General features: G+C 70.1%; 21 protein-coding genes. 9 read left to right on the forward strand and 12 right to left on the reverse strand.

Translation table 11 applies throughout. The annotated features are described in order from the left end of the window. Positions 1 to 85: 85 nt before the first annotated feature. The gene (locus BGO91_RS19030; protein WP_290474305.1) at positions 86 to 4513 is read right to left on the reverse strand and encodes a PKD domain-containing protein; all 4428 of its coding nucleotides are present in this window, start codon (positions 4511 to 4513) and stop codon (positions 86 to 88) included. Positions 4514 to 4724: 211 nt separating this feature from the next. Here BGO91_RS19030 and BGO91_RS19035 point away from each other — a divergent pair, with 211 nt between their 5' ends. Genes BGO91_RS19035 through BGO91_RS19045 form a run of 3 tightly spaced genes read left to right on the forward strand, consistent with a single transcriptional unit; the run spans position 4725 to position 7967 of the window. Then, entirely contained in the window at positions 4725 to 5891 is a 1167-nt protein-coding gene (locus tag BGO91_RS19035) for a DUF1972 domain-containing protein (RefSeq protein WP_290474306.1), read from the forward strand. Next, positions 5857 to 7020: a Gfo/Idh/MocA family oxidoreductase gene (locus BGO91_RS19040; protein ID WP_290474307.1), complete on the forward strand. Its 1164-nt coding sequence runs from the start codon at positions 5857 to 5859 to the stop codon at positions 7018 to 7020. Before BGO91_RS19035 ends, BGO91_RS19040 begins: the two co-directional genes overlap by 35 nt. Beyond that, positions 7017 to 7967 (forward strand): hypothetical protein, encoded by a 951-nt coding sequence (locus BGO91_RS19045; RefSeq protein ID WP_290474308.1) that lies wholly within the window; start codon positions 7017 to 7019, stop codon positions 7965 to 7967. Before BGO91_RS19040 ends, BGO91_RS19045 begins: the two co-directional genes overlap by 4 nt. On the opposite strand, the gene BGO91_RS19050 is transcribed toward BGO91_RS19045, so the two are convergent. The 9 genes from BGO91_RS19050 to BGO91_RS19090 form a co-directional block, all read right to left on the reverse strand. Beyond that, the gene (locus BGO91_RS19050) at positions 7932 to 9137 is read right to left on the reverse strand and encodes a glycosyltransferase family 4 protein (protein ID WP_290474309.1); all 1206 of its coding nucleotides are present in this window, start codon (positions 9135 to 9137) and stop codon (positions 7932 to 7934) included. The genes BGO91_RS19045 and BGO91_RS19050 overlap by 36 nt on opposite strands. After that, entirely contained in the window at positions 9121 to 9894 is a 774-nt protein-coding gene (locus BGO91_RS19055; RefSeq protein ID WP_290474310.1) for a CDP-alcohol phosphatidyltransferase family protein, read from the reverse strand. The genes BGO91_RS19050 and BGO91_RS19055 overlap by 17 nt, the downstream gene beginning before the upstream one ends. Next, positions 9894 to 11426: a sugar transferase gene (locus tag BGO91_RS19060; protein ID WP_290474311.1), complete on the reverse strand. Its 1533-nt coding sequence runs from the start codon at positions 11424 to 11426 to the stop codon at positions 9894 to 9896. Before BGO91_RS19060 ends, BGO91_RS19055 begins: the two co-directional genes overlap by 1 nt. A 392-nt stretch (positions 11427 to 11818) precedes the next feature. After that, the gene (locus tag BGO91_RS19065; RefSeq protein WP_290474312.1) at positions 11819 to 12532 is read right to left on the reverse strand and encodes an SOS response-associated peptidase; all 714 of its coding nucleotides are present in this window, start codon (positions 12530 to 12532) and stop codon (positions 11819 to 11821) included. A gap of 46 nt (positions 12533 to 12578) precedes the next feature. Continuing rightward, entirely contained in the window at positions 12579 to 13700 is a 1122-nt protein-coding gene (locus BGO91_RS19070) for a DUF998 domain-containing protein (protein WP_290474313.1), read from the reverse strand. Positions 13701 to 13742: 42 nt separating this feature from the next. After that, entirely contained in the window at positions 13743 to 15305 is a 1563-nt protein-coding gene (locus BGO91_RS19075; RefSeq protein WP_290474314.1) for a hypothetical protein, read from the reverse strand. 144 nt (positions 15306 to 15449) lie between these two features. Further along, entirely contained in the window at positions 15450 to 16487 is a 1038-nt protein-coding gene (mgrA, locus tag BGO91_RS19080; RefSeq protein WP_290474315.1) for an L-glyceraldehyde 3-phosphate reductase, read from the reverse strand. Between the two features lie 92 nt (positions 16488 to 16579). Continuing rightward, a complete protein-coding gene (locus BGO91_RS19085) occupies positions 16580 to 16738 on the reverse strand; it encodes a hypothetical protein (RefSeq protein WP_290474316.1) in 159 nt (52 codons plus the stop codon). 55 nt (positions 16739 to 16793) lie between these two features. Beyond that, positions 16794 to 17051, reverse strand: a complete 258-nt coding sequence (locus BGO91_RS19090; protein ID WP_290474317.1) for a LapA family protein — start codon at positions 17049 to 17051, stop codon at positions 16794 to 16796. Between the two features lie 44 nt (positions 17052 to 17095). Here BGO91_RS19090 and BGO91_RS19095 point away from each other — a divergent pair, with 44 nt between their 5' ends. Next, positions 17096 to 18520, forward strand: a complete 1425-nt coding sequence (locus BGO91_RS19095) for an FAD-linked oxidase C-terminal domain-containing protein (RefSeq protein WP_290474318.1) — start codon at positions 17096 to 17098, stop codon at positions 18518 to 18520. 4 nt (positions 18521 to 18524) lie between these two features. Then, positions 18525 to 19331, forward strand: a complete 807-nt coding sequence (locus BGO91_RS19100; RefSeq protein WP_290474319.1) for an alpha/beta hydrolase — start codon at positions 18525 to 18527, stop codon at positions 19329 to 19331. Between the two features lie 37 nt (positions 19332 to 19368). Here BGO91_RS19100 and BGO91_RS19105 read toward each other — a convergent pair whose 3' ends face one another. Further along, entirely contained in the window at positions 19369 to 19620 is a 252-nt protein-coding gene (locus tag BGO91_RS19105) for a hypothetical protein (protein ID WP_290474320.1), read from the reverse strand. A gap of 16 nt (positions 19621 to 19636) precedes the next feature. After that, positions 19637 to 20509, reverse strand: coding sequence for a hypothetical protein (locus BGO91_RS19110; protein WP_290474321.1), 873 nt, complete (start codon positions 20507 to 20509; stop codon positions 19637 to 19639). Between the two features lie 146 nt (positions 20510 to 20655). Here BGO91_RS19110 and BGO91_RS19115 point away from each other — a divergent pair, with 146 nt between their 5' ends. The 4 genes from BGO91_RS19115 (at position 20656) to BGO91_RS19130 (ending at position 23011) form a co-directional block, all read left to right on the forward strand. After that, a complete protein-coding gene (locus BGO91_RS19115; RefSeq protein ID WP_290474322.1) occupies positions 20656 to 21036 on the forward strand; it encodes a metalloregulator ArsR/SmtB family transcription factor in 381 nt (126 codons plus the stop codon). Further along, positions 21033 to 21518: an SRPBCC family protein gene (locus tag BGO91_RS19120; protein WP_290474323.1), complete on the forward strand. Its 486-nt coding sequence runs from the start codon at positions 21033 to 21035 to the stop codon at positions 21516 to 21518. Before BGO91_RS19115 ends, BGO91_RS19120 begins: the two co-directional genes overlap by 4 nt. Then, positions 21515 to 22129: a dihydrofolate reductase family protein gene (locus BGO91_RS19125; RefSeq protein WP_290474324.1), complete on the forward strand. Its 615-nt coding sequence runs from the start codon at positions 21515 to 21517 to the stop codon at positions 22127 to 22129. The genes BGO91_RS19120 and BGO91_RS19125 overlap by 4 nt, the downstream gene beginning before the upstream one ends. A gap of 231 nt (positions 22130 to 22360) precedes the next feature. Further along, positions 22361 to 23011, forward strand: coding sequence for a hypothetical protein (locus BGO91_RS19130; RefSeq protein ID WP_290474325.1), 651 nt, complete (start codon positions 22361 to 22363; stop codon positions 23009 to 23011). Positions 23012 to 23175 lie beyond the last annotated feature (164 nt).

Here is a 23175-nt window from a genome sequence, read left to right on the forward strand (position 1 = left end):
AAGTTGTCATGATACTCGTGCGGCCCCCCAGCCGACAGAGGAACCGGGCGGGGCGAGACGCCCCGCCCGGTCCTGTGATCATCGGTCAGGGCACCGGGACCACCTGGTACGCGCTGTACCGGACGATCACGGGCGTGGTGGTCGAGGTCGCCGAGAGGTACTCGCGGAGGCCGACGCTGCCGGCCGTCTGCAGGGCGGCGGTGGTGTCCGTCGCCTGCAGCTGCCAGTTCGCCGGTGCCGTCTGCGACGCCGACCAGACCGAGGCCCGGATGGTCGTCGGGTTCGTGCCCGTCACCTGCACGCGGACCGACAGGGTGTCTCCCGCGTTGTAGGTGATGCCCGCGATGTTCGCCGCAGCGAGGGTCGTGGACCCCTGGAGCAGCTGGAGCTGCACCTGGCCGGTCGACTTGATCCAGACCCGGGCCTCGTAGTCCGTCGCCCCGACCAGGCGGCCGATGGCCGAGACGTACGTCCCGCCTCCGGTCGGCAGCGTCGTGGTACTGAACTGGGCCGTCGTGTCGGTGCTGGTCGAGCTGACCGCGTTCAGCGAGCTCGTCCGGCTGGATCCCGCGGGCGCCGTCTGCTGGCCGTAGCCGGGAGCGACCGCGTAGTTGGCCGCCCCTCCGCTCACGGTCCAGGCGCCTCCGGTGTCGGCGTTGCCCCAGCCGCTCGCGAGCGTCCGGTTGAACGTGTCGGCGGCGAGGGGCAGCGGACCGACCGGAGCGGTCGGGCTGACGCTCGCCGTCTTCTGGGCGGTCGCCCCCTGGTTGTCGGTCACGGTCAGCGTGATCGTGTAGGTCCCGGCCGCGGCGTAGGTATGCGTCGCGGTCGCTCCCGTCCCGGTCTGCCCGTCACCGTAGTTCCAGGCGTACCCGGCGATCGTGCCGTCCGGATCGGACGAGCCGGTCGCATCCACCGACACGTTCAGGTTCGACACGGCGGTCGTGAACGCGGCGACCGGCGGCTGGTTGGCCGGAGCGGTGACGGTGACGGTGTGCGTCGTCGGCGCCGAGGCCAGGCCCAGGTTGTCGGTGACGGTCAGGCTCACGGTGTACGTGCCGGCTGCAGCGTACGTGTGGCTGGTCGTCGCACCGGTGCCGGTCTGCCCGTCACCGAAGTTCCAGGCGTAGCCGGCGACGGTCCCGTCGGGATCGCTCGAGGTGCTGCCGTCGAAGGCCACGGCGAGGTTGTTCGCCGAGGAGGTGAACGCGGCGGTCGGGGGCTGGTTGGCCGCCGTCGCCGTGACCTGCTTGGCGACCGGGGCCGACGCCGCTCCGGCGTTGTCGGTGACGGTCAGCGTGACGGTGTAGGCGCCCGGGTTCTGGTAGACGTGGGTCGGTGTCGCGCCGACCCCCGTCGAGCCGTCTCCGAAGTCCCACGCGTACGAGGCGACCGTGCCGTCCGGGTCGCTCGACGCCGTGGCGTCGAACGCTCCGCTCAGGTTGGTCATCGTTGCGGTGAACGACGCCGTCGGTGCCTGGTTCGGCGTGGTGCCGGTGCCGAGGTTGTAGTGGTTGAGCACCGTCGAGGCGGAGAGCACCGAGGGGTACACGGCCGCTTCGTCGATGGTCCCGTTGAACCACGGGCTCGAGGATCCCCAGGTGGTGTCCCCGCCGATCCGCCAGTACCCGTTGTAGGGCTGGGCCTGGGTCTGCGGGTTGGTGCCCGCCAGCTGGCCGTCGACGTACAGCTTCATGCCGTCCGGTCCCTGGCTGGCGACCACCTGGTGCCACGACCCGTCGTTGTAGCTCGGGCCGGTGGTGATGGTGTTCGCCTGCCCGGTCCAGGTGCCGAACACGAGCTGGCCGTTGTCCTGCATGTAGACGTGGCGGTCGTAGTTGCTGGACGTGCCGCTCGTCGCGTCGCCGAATCCGATGATCTTGCCTCCGGAGGTCGTGGTCGTCTTGAACCAGGCCTCCTCGGTGTAGACCGTCGGGTTCGCGTCCTGCGTGCCGCTCACGACCACTCCGCCGTTGAACGTCGCGGCGGTGTTGGTCACGCCCGCCAGGGCTCCGCTGCTCTGCAGCGAGTAGGTGCCCTGGTAGTTGCCCGTCACCCCGTTGGGTCCGGAGTCGGCCGCCGTGGAGCCCTGCGACTCGCCGAGCCGCCAGTAGAACTCGGGGTTGCCCGCGTACACCGCGGCGCCGTAGGCGTCGCTCGGGGCCGGCGGGATCGGCGAGGGCTGACCGGCCGCGACGATCTGCGATGCGATCGTGGTGCGGCTGAGCGCGGTCGGGTAGAACGCGACCTGGGCGATCGAGCCGGCGAAGTTCTGACTCGAGGGCTGCGACGGCCATCCGCTCAGGTTGTCCCCGCCGATGCGCCAGTACCCGCTGTAGGCCTGGCCGGAGGTGACGTCCGTGCGCGTTCCGACGAGCTTGCCGTCGACGTAGAGCTGCATCCCGCCCGAGCTGAGGCTCGCCGTGATCTGGTGCCAGTTGCCGTCGTTGTACGAGTTGGCGCTGTTCACCGTCGCGACGCCGCCCGGGTACACGCCGAACCAGATGCGTCCGGAGTTGTCCATGTACACGTGCCGGTCGTAGCTGCCCGACGTCCCGGTGTTCGAGTTGCCGAACCCGATGATCTTGCCGCCCGAGGTGGAGGTGGTGTTGATCCACGCCTGGACGGTGAAGGTGTCGGGGCCGGTGATCTGCTGTCCCGCCTGCACCCAGCTGTTGCCGTCGAACACGGCGGAGCCGGAGCCGGTGAGCGGTCCGCTCGTCGAGCGGGCGACGCCGCTCGGGAGGGTCAGATCGTTGAAGCCGACGTGGTCGTACGCGGTCTGTCCGCTGGTCTCGTCCATCGGCCAGTACGCGCTGGCTCCGGCACCGGTCACGGTGTTGCCGTAGCTGCTCGACGTCCCGCTGGAGGCCACGGTGACGCTGGACGTGTCACGCGAGGTCGAGTTGTTGTCGGGGTCGTAGACCTTCACGTGATAGATGTGCGTCGATCCCGGCGCGAGCCCGGTGTCCACGAAGCCCATGGCGGGCGTCGTGTAGAAGTTGGACCGCTGGGTGGTCGTGTAGACCGGCGTGGTGCCGGCGTCGCGGTACACCTTGTAGGTCAGGTAGCCGTTGTCCTGGTCGTACGTGGCGTTCCAGGAGACACGCACCTGGCCGGCGGCGAACGACACGGCCTTCGGGACGAGCGGGATGCCCTGCGGTCCCACCTTGTTGGGCGCGACCGAGCGGACGCCGAAGCGGGTCAGGCCCTGGGAGGCGACCCCGTTGACGCTGGGGAACTCGCCGCCGGCGACGATGTACTTCGAGTTGCCCGCGATCGACCACGTCGCCTGGCTCTGCCCGGTGTAGGTGCCGGTCGTGAAGTTCGGGAAGTAGTCCTGCAGCGCCGGGGACGGCATTCCGCCCCAGTCGAAGTAGCCCATCGGGTCGTGCGCGAGGGTTCCGACCGTCGCCGCCGAGAAGGCGAGCAGGTGGTGGAACGTCCAGGTCGGCGAGGTCTGCGGGAAGCCGCCGCCGGCGATGTTGCCGCAGTAGTGCGGGTGGCCGACGACGTACAGCAGGGAGTTCACCGCGGCCACCGAGTAGGTGTCGCCGTGGCAGTCCTCGATCCACTGGATGTTCCCGGTCGTCGGGTCGGCCGAGAACGCGCCCTCGAGGTTGCCGGTCCCGCCGACCCAGTCGTAGCCGGAGCCGTAGACCGCGGTCGGGGTGGCGACGAGGGAGGTGATGCTCGCGTTCTTGCCGTAGTCCTGCACCTTCTGGTTCACCGACCAGGGGAGGTAGGCGCCCGTGGTCGCGTCCACGGCGCCCAGGCCGAGCGCCGAGTTGCCGGACAGGCTCGCGAACTGGCCGCCGACGTACACGCGCGACCCGTCCGTGCTGGCTGCCAGCGCGTTGACGTTGTAGTCCGCGTCGGCCTGGAACGGGAGCGTCGCGCCCGTGGTCGGGTCGAGGGCGGCGACGCGCTGCTTGGCGACGCCGTTGGCGGTGGTGAACCATCCGCCGGCGTAGACCGCGTTGTTGGTCACCGCCAGCGCGCGCACGGAGGCGCCCATGACCGGCTTGAACGAGGCGATGCGCTGACCGGTGGCGGTGCTGTACGCGGCGATGCGGTAGGCCCCGACCCCGTCGGCCGTGGTGAAGTCGCCCGCCACGTAGACGCGGCTGCCGTCGGGGGACCCGGCGACGGCGAGCGCTTGCGCGTTGAGGTTGGGCGCGAAGTTGGTGAGGAGGGTGCCGGTGGTCACGTCGTAGGCGAGCACGTTGTTGCGCGCGACCGTGTTGACCCCGGCCGCCGAGCCCGCCGGGCGGGCGGTGGTGAAGCTTCCGGCGACGTAGTCGATGTTGCCGACGACCGCCTGCGCCCAGACGACGCCGTTGATCTGCGGGGTCGGGAGCACATCGGCGGTCACGGTCGGCGGCGTCGCCGGATTCGCGGGGTTGGGAGGGGCGCTGTCGGCGAAAGCGGGCCCGGCGGCGAAGAACGCGCCGAAGCCGAGTGCGATGGCTGTGGTGATGGCGAGCGTCCTCGCTCGGGGCAGTCGTTTCATGGGTCGGGTCTCCATGCTGTGGGTGGGTGAGGTCGCAGCGACAATGAAGTGAAACTTCCTCAACAATGGATATAGGCTACCGCCGTGGCTCCCGTCAGGGAGTGCCCCCAATACAGGGGTGAGTAATATTCACTTTGTCGCGTTCTGAGCTACTGTGACCCTGACCGCACCCGACCGCGGTCATCGCAGCATTCGCCGAGGGGAGGAATGAATGCCTACGTCACGTGCATCGACGGGCGTTCCGACCGTCCGCATCCTCGGCACCCACGGCGTCCCCGCGAACTACGGCGGGTTCGAGACCGCCGCCGAGAACGTGGCGCTCTTCCTGCGCGATCAGGGCTGGAAGGTCATCGTCTACTGCCAGGCCGAGGGCCGGGGGCCGATCGTCACCGACGAGTGGAACGGGATCGAGCGCGTCACCATCCCGGTGCCGGCGACCGGCTGGCTCGGCACCAGCCGCTTCGACCTGCGCTCCATCGCCCACGCCTCCCGCCGCCCGGGACTCTGCCTGACCTTCGGCTACAACACCGCGGTCTTCAACATCTGGCAGCGGCTCAAGCGGATCCCGAACGTCATCAACATGGACGGCATCGAGTGGTCGCGCGCCCGCTGGGGCAAGATCCGGCAGGCGATCCTCTACACCAACGAGCGGATCGCCTGCGTGGTCGGCGACACCCTGATCGCCGATCATCCCGAGATCGAGGTCTACCTCCGGCGCAAGGCACCGGCCCGCAAGATCACGATGATCACGTATGGAGCGCACCGGGTGGAGTCCGCGCCCGAGGCTCCGGTGCGGGCGCTGGGACTCGAGCCGGGCCGCTACTTCACCCTCATCTGCCGCCCGATCCCCGAGAACTCGATTCTCGAGCTGGTCACCGCGTTCTCCGCGGAGCGCCGGGGCGTCGAGCTCGCCGTCTTCGGCCGCTACGACCCCGAGAGCGATCCGTACCACCGCGCGGTCGTGGCGGCCGCGTCCGACGAGGTCCGCTTCGTCGGCCCGGTGTACGAGCCCGAGCGGATCGCGGCGCTCCGCCTCCACGGACTCGGCTACTTCCACGGCCACACCGTCGGCGGCACGAATCCGTCGCTCGTCGAGGCGATGGCCGCGGGCAACGCCGTCCTCGCCCACGACAACCCCTACAACCGGTGGGTGGCCCAGGATGCGGCCCTCTACTTCACGACGGCGGCCGACGCGTCCGAGCACATCGCCCGGCTCGTCGCCGACGCGGGACTGCGCACGCAGCTCTCCGCCGCGGCCCGCGAGCGGCACGCCGCCGAATTCACCTGGGAGCACGTCGCCGGCCAGTACCGCGACGTGCTCGCCTCCTACCTGGAGCGGACACATGACGATCGACGCACCCTCGACCCGGCCCGCTGACCGGGACGGCGACACCACCCCGCAGCGCACCGTGCGCGTCGGCGTGGTCGGCCTCGGCAAGATGGGCCTCTCCCACCTGTCGATGATCAACGCCCACCCGGACGTCAGGGTGGAGGCGGTCGTCGACTCGGCCGGCTACCTGCTCGACGTGCTGTCCAAGTACACAGGGATGGCGACCTTCGGCTCCATCGACGCCATGCTCGCCGGAACGACGGTGGACGCCGTGGTGGTCGCGACCCCGACCCGCCTGCACGCGCCGATGGTGCGCTCCCTGCTCGACGCCGGCGTCGACGTCTTCTGCGAGAAGCCGCTCAGCCTGTCGGCCGCCGACTCGGAGGAGCTGACGGCGCTCGCCGCAGCGAAGGGACGGGTCACCCAGGTGGGCTACCACAACCGCTTCGTCGGCGCTTTCCGCGAGGTCAAGCGCCTGCTCGACCTCGGGGCGATCGGCCGGGTCACGCACCTGCAGGCGGAGGCGTACGGCCCCGTCGTCCTGCGCGGCAAGGGCGGCACCTGGCGCAGCGACCGCAACGAGGGCGGAGGCGCCCTGTACGACTACGCCGCCCACCCGCTCGACCTCATGAGCTGGTACGCGGGCGAGATCGAGGGCGTCGGCGGGACCGTGCTCGAATCGGTGTTCTCGGCCTCCACCGAGGATCAGGTCTACGGCACCCTCTACTTCGCCGACGGCGTGAGCGGCCAGCTCTCCGTCGACTGGTCCGACGAATCGTTCCGCAAGATGACGACCCAGCTCACCATCACGGGCACGGCCGGCCGCATCCACGCCGACCGCCAGGAATGCCAGGTGTACCTGCGCGACACCGCGCCCGAGGTCCCGGGCTACACGCGCGGCTGGAACGTGCGCTACACCACCGAGCTCACCGACCCGGTCTGGTTCTACCTGCGCGGCGAGGAGTACAGCGCACAGCTCGACTACTTCGTCCAGAGCGTGCTCACCCGCAGGACGGACGGCCTCAACTCGTTCGCGAGCGCCCGGGCGACCGACCGCGCGCTCGCCCTGCTCACCGCGGACGCGAGCGCGCCCCGGATCACCGCCGGCGACGGCTCCCGCCCCGCGCCCGCCTCCCCGCCCGCGCGCCGCCCCCGCTTCACTTGGAGAAGACGATGACCACCTCCGCTCAAGGAGACCGCCCGATCGCAGCCCCCGCGCCCGCGTCCGCCGCGCCCGCCGCGCCTGCCGCCCTCGACCGGCTGCTGCTCGGCGACAACCAGTTCTTCGGCGTCAACCACATGTCCGAGGAGAAGGCGCGGGCGCAGGCCATGCGCTTCCAGCACGTCGACGCGATCATGGAGGTGATCGACGCCGCGTACGACGAGGGCATCACGACCTTCATGTGCACGACCCACGATCGCATCGCCGAGGTCGCCGACCGGGTCCGCGCCGAGCCGGCCCGCTACGCGGACTTCGCGTTCCTGCCGAGCATGCCCTACGCGCACAAGTACGCCGACGCGGTCACCGAGTCCGGCATGCTGGGCGCGATCCGCCGGTTCCTGCCCGAGGAGGGCATCGTGAACGCGACGCTGCGCGGAGGCCGGGCGCTCGCCCGCAAGGACATCGAGGGCATCATCACCCTGCTCGTCGACGCCGAGCTCGCCATGTTCCGCGGGACGCGCACCCCCGTCGTCTGGCTGCAGAACGTGGTCGTCGACCTCCTGCTCGGTCTCGGCTTCCGCGACGCCTTCGGGGTGTTCGCCGAGCATGTCCGGTCCCGCTACGGCGCCGAGCCCGGCTTCATCACGATGAATCTGCCGCTGTGCCTCGACGTGCTCGCCGACCAGGGCATCGAGAACCCGCTGGTGTGCTCCAACATCAACAAGATCGGCTTCCGGATGTCCGGCGGCGTGGAGGCCTACCGTCGCGTCCTCGACGAGCGCCCGTTCCGCGCCGTCGCCATGAGCGTCTTCGCCTCGGGCGCCATCCCGCCGCGCGAGGCGATCGAGTGGCTCGCCGCGCAGCCGAACGTGGAGTCGATCGTGTTCGGCGCCTCGACCCGGGCGCACCTCGCCTCGACGAAGGCGCTAGTGGACGAGTACTTCCCGGCTCGCGTCGCCTGACCGGCGGCGGTGCTCGCGGGTGCGGACGGCCCCCCGCACCGCGGCGGCGATCTCGGTGCGGTAGCGGCCCAGTGTGAAGCGCTGCAGGGCGGAGGCGCGTGCGTCCTCGGCCAGCCGGTGAGCGAGCTCCGGGGAGTCGAGCAGCGCCTCCACGGCGTCCGCCATCGCCCGGGGGTCGGCGGGCTCGACCAGCAGGCCGGTCACGCCGTCCTCGATCGACTCGAGATGCCCGAGCGCCGCCGCGGCGACCACGGGGCGGCGGGCGAACTGCGCCTCCACCACCGCGTTGCCGAACGGCTCCCGCAGCGAGGGGGCGAGGACGATGTCCGCGCGCTCCAGCGCCGGCCAGATCGGCGAGACGTAGCCGGGGAAGGACACGTGCCCGCGCAGATCCGGTCGGTCCGCGCGCTCGCGCAGCTGCTGCTCGTACCACTCGTAGCCGTCGAAGGGGGTGCCCACCAGCTCGAGGCGCACGTCGCGGCCGCGGGCGCGCAGCAGAGCGGCCGCCTCCAGAGCGACATCCGGCGCCTTGCGCGGGGACAGGCGGGCGACGACGCTGAGCGTGACCGGACCGTCGTGGGGTCGCACGGGCGCGGGCTCGGCGGGCGGCTCGGTCACGCCGTTGTAGACCGGGACCGTCCGCCGGCCGAGCCGGGGCACGGCCGCGGTCAGCGCCTCCGTCGACGCACGGCTGATCGAGATGATCCGGTTCGCCAGCAGCAGCGGGGCGTTGAGCGCGAACCGCACGAGCCGGCCGTCCGTCGTCTCGGCCTCGTGGACGTGGCACACGACGGGCACCTTCGCCTGCCGGGCCGCGACGATCCACCAGGGCAGCGTGACCGTGTTGACGTAGACGACGTCCGGGGCGAGCGAACGGATCAGGGCGCGCAGCCAGCCGATGGAGCGCACGCCGCGCCAGCCGAGCGACACGACGCCGCCGACGGACGCGTCCGCACGGCGGAGCACCGGGAACGGATGGATCATCACGTCCGCGCCGCGCCCCTTCAGCCGCTCCGCGAGCGGCCCCTCGGCGCCGAGCACCGCCAGCACGTCGAAGCCGTCCTCGACGAGCGCCTGGACGCTCTCGAGCAGCTGCAGGTCGGAGCCGTACAGATCGCCGGACGGATTCGCGACGAGCGCGAGCGGCCGGCGTTCAGCGGGTGCGTGCATCGAGGGCCTCCAGATCGCGGAACCACTTGCGCAGGGCCACGACCAGGTACAGCGCGTTCGCCGCGAAGAACGCCGTGTAGACCCAGAAGAAGACGAGCGGCCAGCCGGCCAGGACGAACGCGAGGCAGAGGAACCCGTAGTCCATCGGCAGCGCTGCGAGCGCGCGCACGGGCGTGCTGCGTCCGGCATCGCTGCCGGCGCTCGCGGCGGGCGTCCAGCCGCGGGAGCGCTTGAGCTGCTCGTTCAGGATGATCGTGAAGAACACCACGGTCGCGACGACGCTGTAGCCGATCGGGATGAGCAGGGCGCCGGCGGGGATCGGGTACCAGCGGAAGAACATGATGAGCACCGCCAGGTGCAGGCTCGCGATCTTCGTGGCGTCCACGACGTGATCCAGCCATTCGCCCGAGAGCGACCCTCCGCCGCGCAGTCGCGCGAGCTGGCCGTCCGCGGAGTCGAACGCGTAGCCGACGGCCAGCGCCAGCCAGACCAGCAGGCCGGTCCACCACTGGGGGGCGGCGGTCGCGAGCAGGACGATGCCCGCGAACGTGAAGCACGCGCTGATCGCGGTCACGGCGTTCGGGGTGAGCCCGGCGCGGAACGCGAACGCGGCGAGGTGGCGGCCGATCGGCCGGTTCACGTAGATGGAGTAGCCGGGCGCCCCGCGGGTCCGCACCTTCTGCGCGGACGAGAGCTGGGCGACGATGGCGCGGTGACTGCGGCCTCCGGCGCCCGGCGCCGCCGTTCCGGCCGACATCAGTACGCCCCCACCGGATGCGTCAGCACCTTGACGGTCCGCCACATGATCACGAGGTCGCCGGTGAGCGACCAGTTCTCGACGTAGTAGAGATCGAGCCGCACGCTCTCCTCCCAGGAGAGGTCGGACCGCCCGTTCACCTGCCACATCCCGGTCAGTCCCGGCTTGATGTAGAGGCGGCGGTGCACGTGGTTCGCGTAGCCCGCGACCTCGGAGCGCAGCGGCGGACGCGGGCCGACGAGGCTCATGTCGCCGAGGAAGACGTTGACCAGCTGGGGCAGCTCGTCGAGCGAGTACTTGCGCAGGATGCGCCCGATCTTCGTCACGCGGGGGTCGTCGTGCATCTTGAACAGCAGGCCCTGGCCCTCGTTGGCCGCCTGGAGGGACGCCAGGCGCGCCTCCGCGTCCAGCACCATCGACCGGAACTTGAACATCCGGAAGGTCTCGCCGTTGCGGCCGACGCGCTCCTGGCTGAAGATCACGGGGCCGTGGTCGTCGAGCCGCACCGCGACCGCCACGATCAGGAACAGCGGCGACAGGATCAGGAGCGCGATCCCGGCGACGAAGAAGTCGAACGCGCGCTTGAGCACGTGCTTGCCGCCCTCGAACTGCGGGATCTCCACGTGGATGAGGGGGAGCCCCTCGACCGGACGGAAGTGGATGCGCGGGCCGGCCACGTCGGTCAGCGGCGACGCGAGCACCAGCTCGGTCGCCGTCCCCTCGAGCTGCCAGGCGAGCTTGCGGACGAACCCGCCACCGCTGACGGCGGGCCCGGCGACGATCACGGTGTCGGCGCCGAGCCGCGCCGCGGCCGCCGACACCCCGTCCAGATCGGACACGATCGGCACCTCGCGCTCCGGCGACGAGATGCGGCGGCTCAGCTCCGCATCCTTCTTGGCGCCCTTGCGCTTGCCGGTGTCGAGAGCGGCACCCACGACGTTGTAGGCCGCTCCCGACTTCTGATGGATCTGCCGCACGACGTAGTCCACGTCGTCGAACCGGCCGACGACGAGGGCGCGCGACAGATAGTGGTCGAAGGTCCGCTGGCGGATCAGCCAGCGCCGCCACAGCCAGCGGGTGAACAGGACGCCCGTCATCCCGACCGGGAGGGCGACGATGAAGTAGCCGCGCGCGATGTCGACTTTCGCGACGAGGAAGAAGATCGCGAGCAGCCCGAACGTCGTGGCCGTCGCCGCCACCACCCGCCGGTACTCGCTCACGCCGACGCCGACCACCCGCGCGTCGCGGGTGTGATAGGTCGCCAGGGCGAAGAGCCAGGTGCCCGCGATGATGAGGGAGAGGTAGATGTAGTCGACGTGCAGGCCGGACGCCGGCACGTCCGCGTCGTCGAAGCCGAAGCGCAGGAAGATCGCACCGATCGTCGTGGCGAGGATGATCGCCGTGTCGCTGGCCAGCAGGCGGTAGCGGTAGAGCCGGGCCCACGAGCGCTCGGAGCTCAGCGGGAGGGTGTGCCGTGCGACGCCCTCGGCGGTCGCGCCGTGGCCCGCGAGGCGCGGCCTGACGACGGTCATGCCACTGCCTCCCCGGCTCCATGGAGCCGAAGCAGGGAGCCGGCGGTGGTGTGGGGGTAGCCGCGGTCTCGAACGGCATCACCACCGCCGACTCCGGTCCGGAGGGGCCGCCCGTGGGTCCGCGCACGTCGCGCGCCCCCGGGGCGGAGGGGGGTGAACGCGGGAAGCGCTCGGCATGGCGGAATCGGGTACACGGTCGGTCCCCTGCGGGTAGGGTGCTTCTTCTTCGGGTAGTGCGAACCGATGGGAAGCCGGCGCCCGGGTGCAACTTCGGGTCGTTCAGGTGCCGTAAAGTGACTGTTCCTCACCTATTCACAAAAGTGAGAATACATCGTTTTCACAGACTCGCGTCACCCGCTTTCGGGGGGTGAGGATTTCTCGACTCCTGAATACTACCCCAGAGGCTGGATCAGCTGCGGCCCGTCGTCCTTCGTCGAGAACGACGCGATCCGGTCGAATCGCAGGGTCTGGGCCTCCGCCACGCCCGCGGCGACCGCCTCGTCGACGAGCGCCTGATCGCCGACGATCGACGGGTCGATCCAGTGCAGCCACAGCTCCTCGGGCAGGATCACCGGGTTGCGGTCGTGGATGTCGGCCAGCGTCTGCACGGCGTCGGAGGTCAGGATCGTGGCGGTCAGCACCCACCGGTCCGGGTCGTCCTCGGCCTTCGAATGATCGCGCCACCAGGAGTACAGGCCGGCGAAGCCCATCAGCTGGTCGTCGGGGTAGCGGATGAAGTAGGGGGCCTTGTGCCCCTTCTCGCCCTGCCACTCGTAGTAGCCGCGCGCGAGCACGATCGCCCGGTGCGACTGCACCGGCTTGCGCCAGGTCGACTTCTCGACGATCCCCTCGGCCCGGGCGTTGAAGGTCGGGAACTTCAGCTTGAGCTCCTTCGACCAGCCCGGCACGAGAGACCAGTGGGCGCGCTCGAACCGCAGCTCCCTGTCCTTCGCGGAGTCGATCAGCACCGGGACGTCTTCGGTGGGGGCGATGTTGTACGCCTCCTCCCAGTCGGCGCGCCAGTCCTCCGGCCGCCTCCCGGTGCGCTCCACGAACTCGGTGATCTCGGCGTTGACCCTGTCGTCCATCGCGAACCTGCCGCACATGCGGGCAAGCGTACCCGCGACCGCCGACGGTCCGCGCGTCCGAGGGTCAGCGGGGCAGGCTCCGTGCCGCCGCGTCCGCGGTCGTGGCCGTCGTGATGCGCAGGAAGACGATGATCCAGCTGAAGATCAGCACGGCGGCCACCAGCTCGACCGCGGTCAGGTTGTAGTCCCCGATCGCGAAGAGCACGGCGACGAGCGCGATCACGGCGAGGAACGCCCAGCCGAGCACGACGAAGGCGCGGGGCAGCGCGGGCAGGAGCCAGCGCAGCCCGATCACGAGCGCGCAGAACACGATCACCATGCCGGTGGCGACGGTGTTGTGGACGAGGAGGAACTCGTTCACGGGGAAGAGTCCGACGCAGGCGAGCAGGACGCCGATCACGATCAGGGCGGTCCGCACGCGCAGCTCGCCCCGGGCCGGAGCCCGGCCGTCGGTGCCGGAGGAGGCGGTCGCGTACCGGGCGATCGCGGTCACGAGCACGCCCGCGACGATGACGGTGAGGTTGAACGTCATCCCGGAGATGTCGTCGGTCATGCCGAGCGCGCTGAGGTTCTGCTTCCACCAGTGCGGGTCGGAGGCGGTGATCATGCTCGTCAGCGCTCCCAGCACGAGGAAGACCGCGAGCACGGTGGAGAGCAGCAGCGGGTTCATCTTCGCCGCCGACAGGAAGACGTAGTACGCGCTGACCGCAGCGGCCGTGGCGACGAGCAGCGAGCCGGGGAACGAGAAGACGAACGCGTCCTGGAAGCTGCGGGCGAGGACGAAGCCCAGCACGGCCCACAGGAGCAGCACGACGATGGCGTGGGCCACGGCGATCGCGACGGTGTCGAACACCTCGACCGCGACGTCCATCCGCGACCGCGCTCCGGCCGGAGCCGAGCCGAACCAGGGGATGCGCCACGCGGCCACCCGCCCCCCGGCGTAGGCGAGCAGCGCGACGATGCCGCCCGCGACGGCCGCGAACTCCCCGATCGAGCCGGCGCCCGAGATGGACAGGTGGCGGCCGCCGAAGACGATCAGGGCGACGACCCCGACGAGGACGAACGCCAGTGTGCCGACGCCGAGCGCGACGGACTCCACGGACGAGGCGCGCAGGAGGGCGGGGCGCTCGGCGGCGAGGAGGCCGGCGCCGCCGTCGGCGTCGGGATGGGTGTCGGATGCCCGCATGCCACCGAGCCTAGAGGTCGTCGGGCGCGCCGGGGCGGCAGGTCAGCGGGTGAGCTCGATGATGGCGGTGCGGTGGGTCGACACGATGCGGCCGGTCGCCTCGAAGCCCAGTTCGTTCAGCGCCTCGCGGCCGTAGTCCTTCAGGTTGCCGTCGACGTCGTTCTCGACCAGCCACACCCGGTCGACGTCGTCGAAGCGGCCCAGCTCGCCCGCGCGCTGCACGCCGTAGACCCGGTCCGCCCAGCCGATGTTGTCGTAATAGGGCGTCTCGAGCGTCACGTCGCGCACGTTCGCGAACCCGGCCGGGTAGGTGCGCATCGCGAGACGCGGTCGCTGGGACGGCTTGGTCGACTCGTCGAACACGACCGCGTCGCCCGGCTTCGCGATGGATCCGACCGCGGCGCTCACCTCGGACCAGTCGCTGTTGTTCTTGGCGTACGGCCCGCGCTGGAGCAGGTAGACGGGCGCGCACACGGCGATGAATCCAAGCAGTCCCACCCCGCTGAGGACGGCGGCGCGGCGGGCGTCGCCGCGCGCGAGCCGGCGGCCGAGCACCAGGATCCCCTCGGCGACGAGCAGCGCGGCGGCCGGAGCGGCGAACGTGGAGTAGCGCGCCGTGTAGAGGGGGAACGCGATGTTCACGAGCAGCAGCGCGCCGGTCGGGACGATCAGCCAGCAGAACGCGACGGTCGTGGTCGTCACCGGCACGCCGGTCCGCAGGCGCAGCCCGGCGCGGCGCCAGCCGACGACGCTGGAGACGACGGCGACGAGGATGAGCGCCCACGCGACGATCGCGACCCACGGCGTGCTGAACCACGGCGCGTAGAGCAGGGTGCTGGGGTCGAGCGGCTGCGACCCGAGGTAGCTGATCTGGCTGCGCTCGAAGAACGCCAGCAGCGCGATCGGCGCGATGGCCAGCGCCGTGCCGCCCATCGCTAGCGACCAGGAGACCAGGGTCCGCCGCGACGCCCGGCTCAGGAGCAGGACGGCCAGATGGCCGAGCGCGAGCGTGACCATGTAGAGGAACAGGTACGAGGCGATCGCCATGCCCGCCGCGTAGAGCACCCAGCAGGTGCGCCGCACGTTCGCGGGTGCGGTGCGGCCGCGGCCGTCGACCAGCCAGACGAAGAGCAGGGTGAGCCAGGCGGCCGCGGCGGCGCTGAACGCGAAGGAGCGCGCCTCCTCGCCCGCGTAGGTCATGCGGGGGAGCACCGTGCCGACGATCCCGGCCGCGATCGCCGCGGTCGGCCCGCCTCGGCGCCCGGCCAGTAGGGTGATCGCGGCGACCGCGAAGCCGATCGCGACGGCGCTCGGGAACCGGATGGCGAACGGGCTGTCGCCGACCAACCGGATCCAGCCGTGCAGGCCGAGGTAGTAGAACCCGTGCACCGCGTCCACGTGGAAGAGCATGGTCATCAGGCTGCCGACCGGGCGCTCGGCCGACATCACGCTCGCCGCCTCGTCTCCCCAGAGCGAGGGGATCCAGCTGCCGGCGGCGCTCACCGCCGTGGCGACCAGGCCGAAGGCGACCGCGATCGTCCACGGGCGCACCGCTGCCAGCGGCTCGGCGCCCGTGCGCCGTTCGGTCTCGATGATCGCGGTCATGTCCACTGCCCCCGGACTCTAACGCTCGGAAGAGAACTGCGAGCAGTCAATCAGAGAACATCGAGTATCGGCCGGGAACAGGATGCGCGTGCTCACACGTGACATTCTGCACATGGCCGCCTGAACGGTTCCGGTGCGCGGCGGTCAGACCTCCCCGCGCCGGGCTCCCGCCCACAGGTCCACGCCGGCGTCGACGGCGTGTTCGTCGATGGCCGCGAGCTCGTCCGCGGTGAAGTCGAGGCGGTCGAGCGCGGCGACGTTCTGCTCCAGCTGGTGGACGCTGCTGGCGCCGGTCACGAGGGACGTGACGCGCTCGTCGCGCAGCGCCCAGGCCAGCGCGAGCTGGGCGAGCGTCTGCCCGCGGGCGCCGGCGATCTCGTTGAGAGCACGGAGGTGGCCGATCGCCTCGTCGGTGAGCCAGCTCTCGTCGAACGAGCCGCCGGCCGCGCCGCGGGAGCCCTCCGGCACGCCGTTCAAGTACTTGTCGGTCAGCATCCCCTGGGCGAGCGCGGTGAAGCCGATGACGCCGACGCCGAGGTCGCCGGTCGCGTCGAGCAGCCCCTCCGTCTCGATCCAGCGGTTCAGCATCGAGTACGACGGCTGGTGGATGAGCAGCGGCGTCCCGAGCTCCCGCAGGATCTCGGCGGCGCGGCGGGTCTCGTCGGCGCCGTAGGAGGAGATGCCGACGTACAGCGCCTTGCCGCTCCGGACGGCGGTGTCGAGCGCCTGCATCGTCTCCTCGAGCGGCGTGGAGGGGTCGGGCCGGTGCGAGTAGAAGATGTCGACGTAGTCCAGGCCGAGCCGGGTGAGCGACTGGTCGAGGCTCGCGAGCACGTACTTGCGGCTCCCGCCGCCCTGGCCGTACGGGCCGGGCCACATGTCCCAGCCGGCCTTCGACGACACGATGAGCTCGTCGCGGTAGGGGGCCAGATCCTCGCGCAGGATGCGGCCGAAGTTGATCTCGGCCGCGCCGTAGGGCGGTCCGTAGTTGTTCGCCAGGTCGAAGTGCGTGATGCCCAGGTCGAACGCGCGCCGGACGATCGCGCGCTGCGTCTCGATCGGCCGGTCGTCGCCGAAGTTCTGCCAGAGCCCGAGCGAGAGCGCGGGGAGGTCGAGGCCGCTGCGTCCGGTGCGGCGGTAGAGCATGCTGTCGTAGCGGTTCGGGGCGGGTTCGTAGGCCATGGTTCCAGATTCGCGGGTCGGCGGAGGGCTGTCCAACAGCGCAGTGCGATGCGATTCAGCACCGCCGGATCTCAATCCGGCGGTGCCGGGAGTCAGGAGCGGTTGGCGCTGCGCCGCAGCCAGCCGATGATCGCGGTGATCACGAAGAAGACCAGCGCGAGGATCGCGAGCCACAGCAGGCCCTTGATGGCGAAGCCGAGCACCGCGAGCACGGCCCAGATGACGAGCAGGATGATGATGAGTGCGACCATGTCCCCACCGAACCCCCGCCCGGGGTGCGCGTCAACCGGGCGCGGCAGGCCCGGCTCAACGCCGCTTGCGCGCCGCCCGGTTGCGCGCCATGATCCAGCCCGCGATCGCGCCGACCACGAAGACGATGAGGACGAGCGCCCAGGTGGGCATCTTCAGCTGCCCCCAGAGCACGAAGATCGTCGCCGTGTCCGCCCCGACCGCGTTCTGGATCGCGACGACCACGAGCAGCACCACGAGCACGATGGCGAGCCATCGGCGCTTCAGGAAGGTGACGAACGCGTTCTCTCCCGTGCGGGATCCGGTCTGACTCATGGGGTCAGTATGGCGTGAAGGTGCGCGGGATACCATGCGGACATATGAACGATGTCGTCTCCGCCCTGCGCGAGGTCCTCCCTCCCGAAGCCCTGTTCACGGATGCGGAGGCACTGCTGCGGTACAGCCACGACGACGCCGAGTGGGCCGCGTTCGGCGAGCCGGCTGCCGTCGTCCTGGCCGGCTCGGTGGACGACGTCGTCGCGGCGGTGCGGGTCGCCGCGCGCCTCGGCGTCCCGGTCGTCCCGCGCGGTGCGGGCAGCGGGCTCTCGGGCGGCGCGAACGCGACGGCGGGCTGCATCGTGCTGTCCCTGGAGCGGATGACCGCCGTGCTCGAGGTGAACACCGACGAGCGCTACGCGGTGGTGCAGGCCGGCGTCATCAACGACGACCTCCGGCAGCGGGTCGCCGCCCACGGCCTCTGGTACCCGCCCGACCCGGCGAGCATGTCGACCAGCACGATCGGCGGCAACGTCGCCACCAACGCGGGCGGCCTCTGCTGCGTCAAGTACGGCGTCACCCGCGACTACGTGCTCGGCCTCACCGTCGTCCTGGCCGACGGCAGCGTCGCGAAGCTCGGCCGCACCACCGCGAAGGGCGTCACCGGCTACGACCTCACCGCGCTGATGGTGGGGTCGGAGGGCACGCTCGGGATCGTCGTGGACGTCACCGTCACGCTGCGGCCGCTGGGCGGCCGCGAGGAGCGCGCGATCATCGGCTACTTCCCGTCGCTGACCGCTGCGGGCCGAGCCGTGGCCGCGGTCTCGGCCGCGGGGATCGTCCCCTCCGCCCTGGAGCTGATCGACCGGATGTGCCTGCACACCGTCGCCGAATGGCAGGGCTGGACGCTGCCCGAGCAGGCGGACGTCCTGCTGCTCGCCGCGGTCGACGAGGTGGGCGCGGCCGGGGAGGAGCTCGCCGACCGCATCGCCGGGCTCTTCGCCGAGGCGGGCGGCAGCGGGGTGGAGCGCGCCACCGACCCCGAGGACGTCGCGCGGCTGTTCCTCGCCCGCCGGCTCGCCTATCCCTCGCTCGAGCGGCTCGGGCCCGTTCTCACGGAGGACGTCTGCGTGCCGCGCTCCGCCGTCCCGGAGATGCTCGCCCGCATCGAGCGGATCGCCGCCGAGGCCGAGGTCGTGATCGCCAACATCGCGCACGCCGGCGACGGCAACCTCCACCCGCTGATCATCGCGCCGGAGGGGGATGCTGCCGCCAAGGACCGCGCCGAGGCCGCCTTCACCCGCATCGTCGACGCGTGCCGCGAACTCGGGGGCACCGTCACCGGCGAGCACGGCGTCGGCCTGCTCAAGCTGCCGGGAGCCGCGGCGGAGCTGAGCCCCACGGTGCTGCGGATGCACCGCGCCGTCAAGGACGCGCTCGACCCGCACGGCATCCTGAACCCGGGCAAGGCGTTCCCGGCCGTGCCCGCCACCGAGCCCGCCACCGAGCCCGTGTCTGCCGAAGGGTGACCCCATGACCTCCCTCACCGCCGACGACGGCGTCCGCCTCGACTACACCGAGCACGGCGACCCGGCCGGGCGACCCGTCGTACTCCTCGCCGGCTTCAAGGCGTCCGCCGCCAGCTGGCTCTACCAGGTGCCAGCGCTCGCCGCGGCGGGCCACCGCGTGCTCACCGTCGACCTCCGCGGGCACGGGCTCGCCGAGCGCCCCGCCACCGGAGTGGACATGGCGCGCCGCGGACAAGACCTGGCGAACGTCCTCGACGCACTCGACCTGCGCACTGCGGTCCTCGTCGGCGGATCGATGGGCGGCAACACCATCTGGTCGTACCTCTCGCAGCACGGCGAGGACCGCGTGAGCGCCGTCGCCATCGTCGACCAGACCCCGAAGATGCTCAACTCCGCCGACTGGCCGCACGGCTTCTACGGCTACGACGACGCCAACCGCGACACCCACTTCGCGGAGGGCATCCCGGACACCGGCCACGGCACGCCCCTGGCCCGGCGCGGGATGCGCCTGGTCCACCTCCTCACCGCGATGAAGGGCGGCGGCGACCGCACCCTCACGCCCGGCGAGCTCGCTCTCCTGCACGACCACGCCACCGCCGACTGGCGCCCGGCCATCGCAGCGACGACCGTCCCCGTGCTCTTCGTCGCCGGCGCCGAGAGCGAGTTCTGGCCGAGCACCCACGCCGCCGCGTCGGCGGCCCTCACGCCGCGGGGCAGCTCTGCCGTCATCCGCAAAGACGGCCACGCCGCCAACATCGAGCAGCCGAAGGCCTTCAACCGGGGGTTGCTGGAGTGGGTCGGGCGGGTCTAGTCCGGGTCTGGTCGTCACCCGGATACGAATCCGGCGGCTACGTCTCGCCCGAGTGCTGAGCAGCTCTCTTCTTCCGCAGATTCGCGGCGAGGACGTACCGGAGACAGATGACGACGACGATCGCTGCGAAGGCGACCGGCCCGATGACCAGACGCTGCTCTTCGGTGGCGATGAAGTAGCTGCCTACGACGGCCAGAATCGCGCCGCCCGTCACCAACCAATAGATCAGCGCGAATGGCCCGCGGCGTACGACGTCGTGGAAGGCGGTGTCAGAGCGAGATGCGGGCATGGCGGCCTCCTCCTGTCTATGCGTAGCACGGTACGTAGACGGCGTGGGGGTTGTTCGGAATCGGGAGGTTGATGATCCTGACCCCGATGCACTGGCCGGTATTGACGGCGACGTTCGCCATCGCCCACGAGGCGATGAGCACCGCGGCGCAGGCCGCCGCCAGCGATCCGGTGAGGGCGCACACGATCCCTGCGTTGAGCGTGTTGTTCGCCAGTGCTCGTGTCTCGCCCCGAGTCAGTTCAAGCGTGCAGTTCAACCAATTGCATTCCATCCGGGGGTCGGCGACGACAGGGTAGGCGGCGCGCGCCGAATGGTCCACGAATTGCATCAGGACGTTGCCATCCACGTGATAGCGAGTGGGAATCGCGACACCGTTCGCATCCCGCGCCCACGGCGAGGCGATCACATTCACGGTTGCGCCGCTCACGTCTTGCACCAGTACGCGGTCGCCGTGCACGACGAGGGCGGCGGGTTCTCCGTCGACCTCGATCGCGAATTCGTATCGGGTCGGTGCGCCTGCATCGTGGATCACGACATAGCCGGCATCCGCTTGGCTCGATGCTCCCGTCACGGCGAGGCTGTAAGCAGGATCCTCGACGTAGATCAAGGCCTTCCCGTCGTCCGAGACGGTCGGCGATACCTGCGCCACAGGCCGAAGGGACACTGCCGCATCTGCAGTGTCGACGATGAGGCCCTTGATGAGATCAAGGCTCCCGGTAGCGCTCTCCACATCGTTGTGGTCGAGGAGGCCCATGCCTTCGAGTGCGGAAAGGGCGGGTTCCGTTTCGGACTCCGGGGAGGCGGAGGCCGGCGCGATTCCGCCCAGCGAGAGGGCGATGACCGCCGCCTCGCTTACGACCGAGGCGTAGCTGCGAAGTTTCAACGACATTGTTGTACCTTCCTATGAATTTAATATTTAACCATCCATATTCTTAACAGTGTCACCCGCCCCGCGTCAGGTCAAGGTTCGATCGGCCCTTGACGTCCCCTCTTGCACGCCCTACTCTTTACTCAACCGAAAGATTGATAAAGCAAATGGTTGATCACAACGAGAACGACCCTCTGGACGCCGCCTTCGCCGCGCTCGCCGATCCGGTGCGGCGTGCGATGGTCGCGCGCCTGAGCCGGGGGCCCGCCACGGTCGGCGAGCTCGCCGAGCCCTTCGACATCACCTTGCAGGCGGTGTCGAAGCACATCGGCGTGCTGGAGTCGGCCGGGCTCGTGTGGCGCACGCGCGAAGCGCAGCGCCGCCCCGTCCACCTCGACGCCGCGGCGCTGGAGCGCCTCACCTCGTGGATCGACCGCTACCGGCTCGAAGCCGAGGCCCGCTACCGGCGCCTCGACGCCGTGCTCGAGCCCCACCCGGCCGAGCACTCGAACGCATTGCAGCACCGAACGAAGGAGAAGGAGTCATGAGCAACCCTGTCGTCATCGACGTCGTCCCGGGCACGTCGTACGCCGATCTCACCCGCGAATTCGACGCCCCCGTCGAAGCCCTCTTCCGCGCCCACGCGGATCCCGAGCTGTACGTGCAGTGGGTCGGTCCGCGCGCGCTCGACAGCATCATCACCGACTGGGACTTCCGCACCGGAGGCGTCTACGGTTTCGAGCAGACCGACCCCGAGGGCAACACGTACGGGTTCCGCGGCGTCATCCACAGCGTGGTCGAGAACGAGCTGATCATCCAGACGTTCGAGTACCTCGGCGCACCCGGCGAGGTGAGCCTCGACCGCCTGCGCTTCGAATCGCTCCCGGGCGGTCGCTCCCGCCTGGTCGGCCGTTCCGTCTTCACGTCGAAGGAGGCGCTGGAGGGGATGATCGCCGAAGGCATGGAGTACGGCGTGACCGAGGGCTACGAGAAGCTCGACGAGCTGCTCGCGACGGCGGTGGCGTCATGACCCGCGTCGTCGCCGACATCACCATCTCCCTGGACGGCTTCGTGACCGGACCGGACGCCGGCCCGGAGAACGGGCTCGGCACCGGTGGGCGGCCTCTGCACAACTGGGCGTTCTCCGACGACCCCGACGATCAGCGCCAGCTCCAGGAGGGGATGGCGCGCTCGGGCGCGGTCGTGATGGGACGCAACCTCTTCGACGTCGTCGACGGCCCCGGCGGCTGGAACGACGAGGTGGGCTACGGGGCGGGCGAGGTCGGCAAGCCTCCGTTCGTCGTCCTCACGTCCGAGCGCCCCGCCGCCGTGCGCCTGACCGGGCTCGACTGGACGTTCGTCACGACGGGTCTCGTGGATGCGGTCGAGGCCGCCCGCGAGCGCGCCGAAGCCGCGTCCACGGCTCGGGGAGCCGATCTCGACGTCGTCCTCATGGGCGGCGGCGCCCTCATCGGCTCGGCGCTCGCCGCCGGACTGGTCGACACCCTCTCCCTGCATCTCTCGCCGCTGATCCTGGGGTCGGGCACGCCGCTCTTCACCGCAGGCCCGACGCGCGCCCTCGTCCAGCGGTCGGTGATCGTCTCGACGACGGCGACCCATCTGATGTACGACGTGCTCTGAGGGCGGGGGCTGACAGTCGCCTCGCCCTCTTCGACGCGCGTGTCGCTGACGGAATACGGAGGCCGTGTATTGATCGGGGCGTCGCGGACCGAGGGTGGGAAGCCATCCTCTGTGTCCGCGAGGCCGCCCATTCCTTACGCCTCATCCTCAAGCACTCTGTCTTTAATATCCAGAAGCTGCAACAATTTATCTTAGTTGCAACATAGGAGTTGCTGACGAAGGGACGCACTGATGAAGATGAAAGGGATATTCGCGGCCTTGGCAGCCATGGCGACGACGGGAGCGCTCGCGCTACTTCCATCGCTGCCCGCCGAGGCTGCGGAGGACCCGGCGATCGCAACAGCGAAAGGCTTCCTGTCGCAGTACGGCGCCAGCCAAACGGTCCAGGATCGGCTTATCGCGAGCTATCTGGCAGGAGAGCAATGGGACTCGATGTCGAGTGCGGCGGAGGCCGTGTCCGTCGAGAAGTACACCGAGGCAGACGGCGACTACACCGTCAACACCTATCGGGACGGTTCGATCTCGGTCAGCCGATTCGAGATCCCGAAGGTTGGAGGTGCCCTCAACAAGCCGGGAATCTCCGGATGCTCGGTGAGCGGGACATCGCGCAACAATTGCAAGGTCGACATGTGGGTCGGGCTGGTCTCCCTCTCCTTCTACGCGTCTTACAACCTCGGTAACAACACAGTTACGAACACTTACGGCGCCGGGTGGTCAATCGGCGGCGCATGTAGCGCGAATCTCGTGTACCTGGGACGGCCGGCGTCGAACATCGGCCGAATGGATGTCAGTGCCCAGATGTGCGGCATCCCCTACAGCACCACCTTCTGGCTGCAATTGACTGTTCGGAGCGGTTCGGCCGCCGTCAGCTGGTCGTCCTGAACTTCGATTGATCAGAACGCGAACTCAAAAGGAGCATGAACATGGGACCGATCTTCTGGTGGAACGTCTGGAACAGTGTCGGCGTTGCGGCGATTGCAGGAGGCGTCACAGCCGTCACCATCTGGCTGCGCCGTCGGAGCCGCCGGCGGGACGCAGCAGTCTCT

The organism is Leifsonia sp. 71-9, assembly GCF_001898805.1.
Lineage (GTDB): Bacteria > Actinomycetota > Actinomycetes > Actinomycetales > Microbacteriaceae > Leifsonia.

What these genes read in the sequence shown, in the direction of transcription:
- BGO91_RS19030 (WP_290474305.1), bottom strand. Translation starts at nt 4,513, where the DNA reads ATGAAACGACTGCCCCGAGCGAGGACGCTCGCCATCACCACAGCCATC.
- BGO91_RS19035 (WP_290474306.1), top strand. Translation starts at nt 4,725, where the DNA reads ATGCCTACGTCACGTGCATCGACGGGCGTTCCGACCGTCCGCATCCTC.
- BGO91_RS19040 (WP_290474307.1), top strand. Translation starts at nt 5,857, where the DNA reads ATGACGATCGACGCACCCTCGACCCGGCCCGCTGACCGGGACGGCGAC.
- BGO91_RS19045 (WP_290474308.1), top strand. Translation starts at nt 7,017, where the DNA reads ATGACCACCTCCGCTCAAGGAGACCGCCCGATCGCAGCCCCCGCGCCC.
- BGO91_RS19050 (WP_290474309.1), bottom strand. Translation starts at nt 9,137, where the DNA reads ATGCACGCACCCGCTGAACGCCGGCCGCTCGCGCTCGTCGCGAATCCG.
- BGO91_RS19055 (WP_290474310.1), bottom strand. Translation starts at nt 9,894, where the DNA reads ATGTCGGCCGGAACGGCGGCGCCGGGCGCCGGAGGCCGCAGTCACCGC.
- BGO91_RS19060 (WP_290474311.1), bottom strand. Translation starts at nt 11,426, where the DNA reads ATGACCGTCGTCAGGCCGCGCCTCGCGGGCCACGGCGCGACCGCCGAG.
- BGO91_RS19065 (WP_290474312.1), bottom strand. Translation starts at nt 12,532, where the DNA reads ATGTGCGGCAGGTTCGCGATGGACGACAGGGTCAACGCCGAGATCACC.
- BGO91_RS19070 (WP_290474313.1), bottom strand. Translation starts at nt 13,700, where the DNA reads ATGCGGGCATCCGACACCCATCCCGACGCCGACGGCGGCGCCGGCCTC.
- BGO91_RS19075 (WP_290474314.1), bottom strand. Translation starts at nt 15,305, where the DNA reads ATGACCGCGATCATCGAGACCGAACGGCGCACGGGCGCCGAGCCGCTG.
- mgrA (WP_290474315.1), bottom strand. Translation starts at nt 16,487, where the DNA reads ATGGCCTACGAACCCGCCCCGAACCGCTACGACAGCATGCTCTACCGC.
- BGO91_RS19085 (WP_290474316.1), bottom strand. Translation starts at nt 16,738, where the DNA reads ATGGTCGCACTCATCATCATCCTGCTCGTCATCTGGGCCGTGCTCGCG.
- BGO91_RS19090 (WP_290474317.1), bottom strand. Translation starts at nt 17,051, where the DNA reads ATGAGTCAGACCGGATCCCGCACGGGAGAGAACGCGTTCGTCACCTTC.
- BGO91_RS19095 (WP_290474318.1), top strand. Translation starts at nt 17,096, where the DNA reads ATGAACGATGTCGTCTCCGCCCTGCGCGAGGTCCTCCCTCCCGAAGCC.
- BGO91_RS19100 (WP_290474319.1), top strand. Translation starts at nt 18,525, where the DNA reads ATGACCTCCCTCACCGCCGACGACGGCGTCCGCCTCGACTACACCGAG.
- BGO91_RS19105 (WP_290474320.1), bottom strand. Translation starts at nt 19,620, where the DNA reads ATGCCCGCATCTCGCTCTGACACCGCCTTCCACGACGTCGTACGCCGC.
- BGO91_RS19110 (WP_290474321.1), bottom strand. Translation starts at nt 20,509, where the DNA reads ATGTCGTTGAAACTTCGCAGCTACGCCTCGGTCGTAAGCGAGGCGGCG.
- BGO91_RS19115 (WP_290474322.1), top strand. Translation starts at nt 20,656, where the DNA reads ATGGTTGATCACAACGAGAACGACCCTCTGGACGCCGCCTTCGCCGCG.
- BGO91_RS19120 (WP_290474323.1), top strand. Translation starts at nt 21,033, where the DNA reads ATGAGCAACCCTGTCGTCATCGACGTCGTCCCGGGCACGTCGTACGCC.
- BGO91_RS19125 (WP_290474324.1), top strand. Translation starts at nt 21,515, where the DNA reads ATGACCCGCGTCGTCGCCGACATCACCATCTCCCTGGACGGCTTCGTG.
- BGO91_RS19130 (WP_290474325.1), top strand. Translation starts at nt 22,361, where the DNA reads ATGAAGATGAAAGGGATATTCGCGGCCTTGGCAGCCATGGCGACGACG.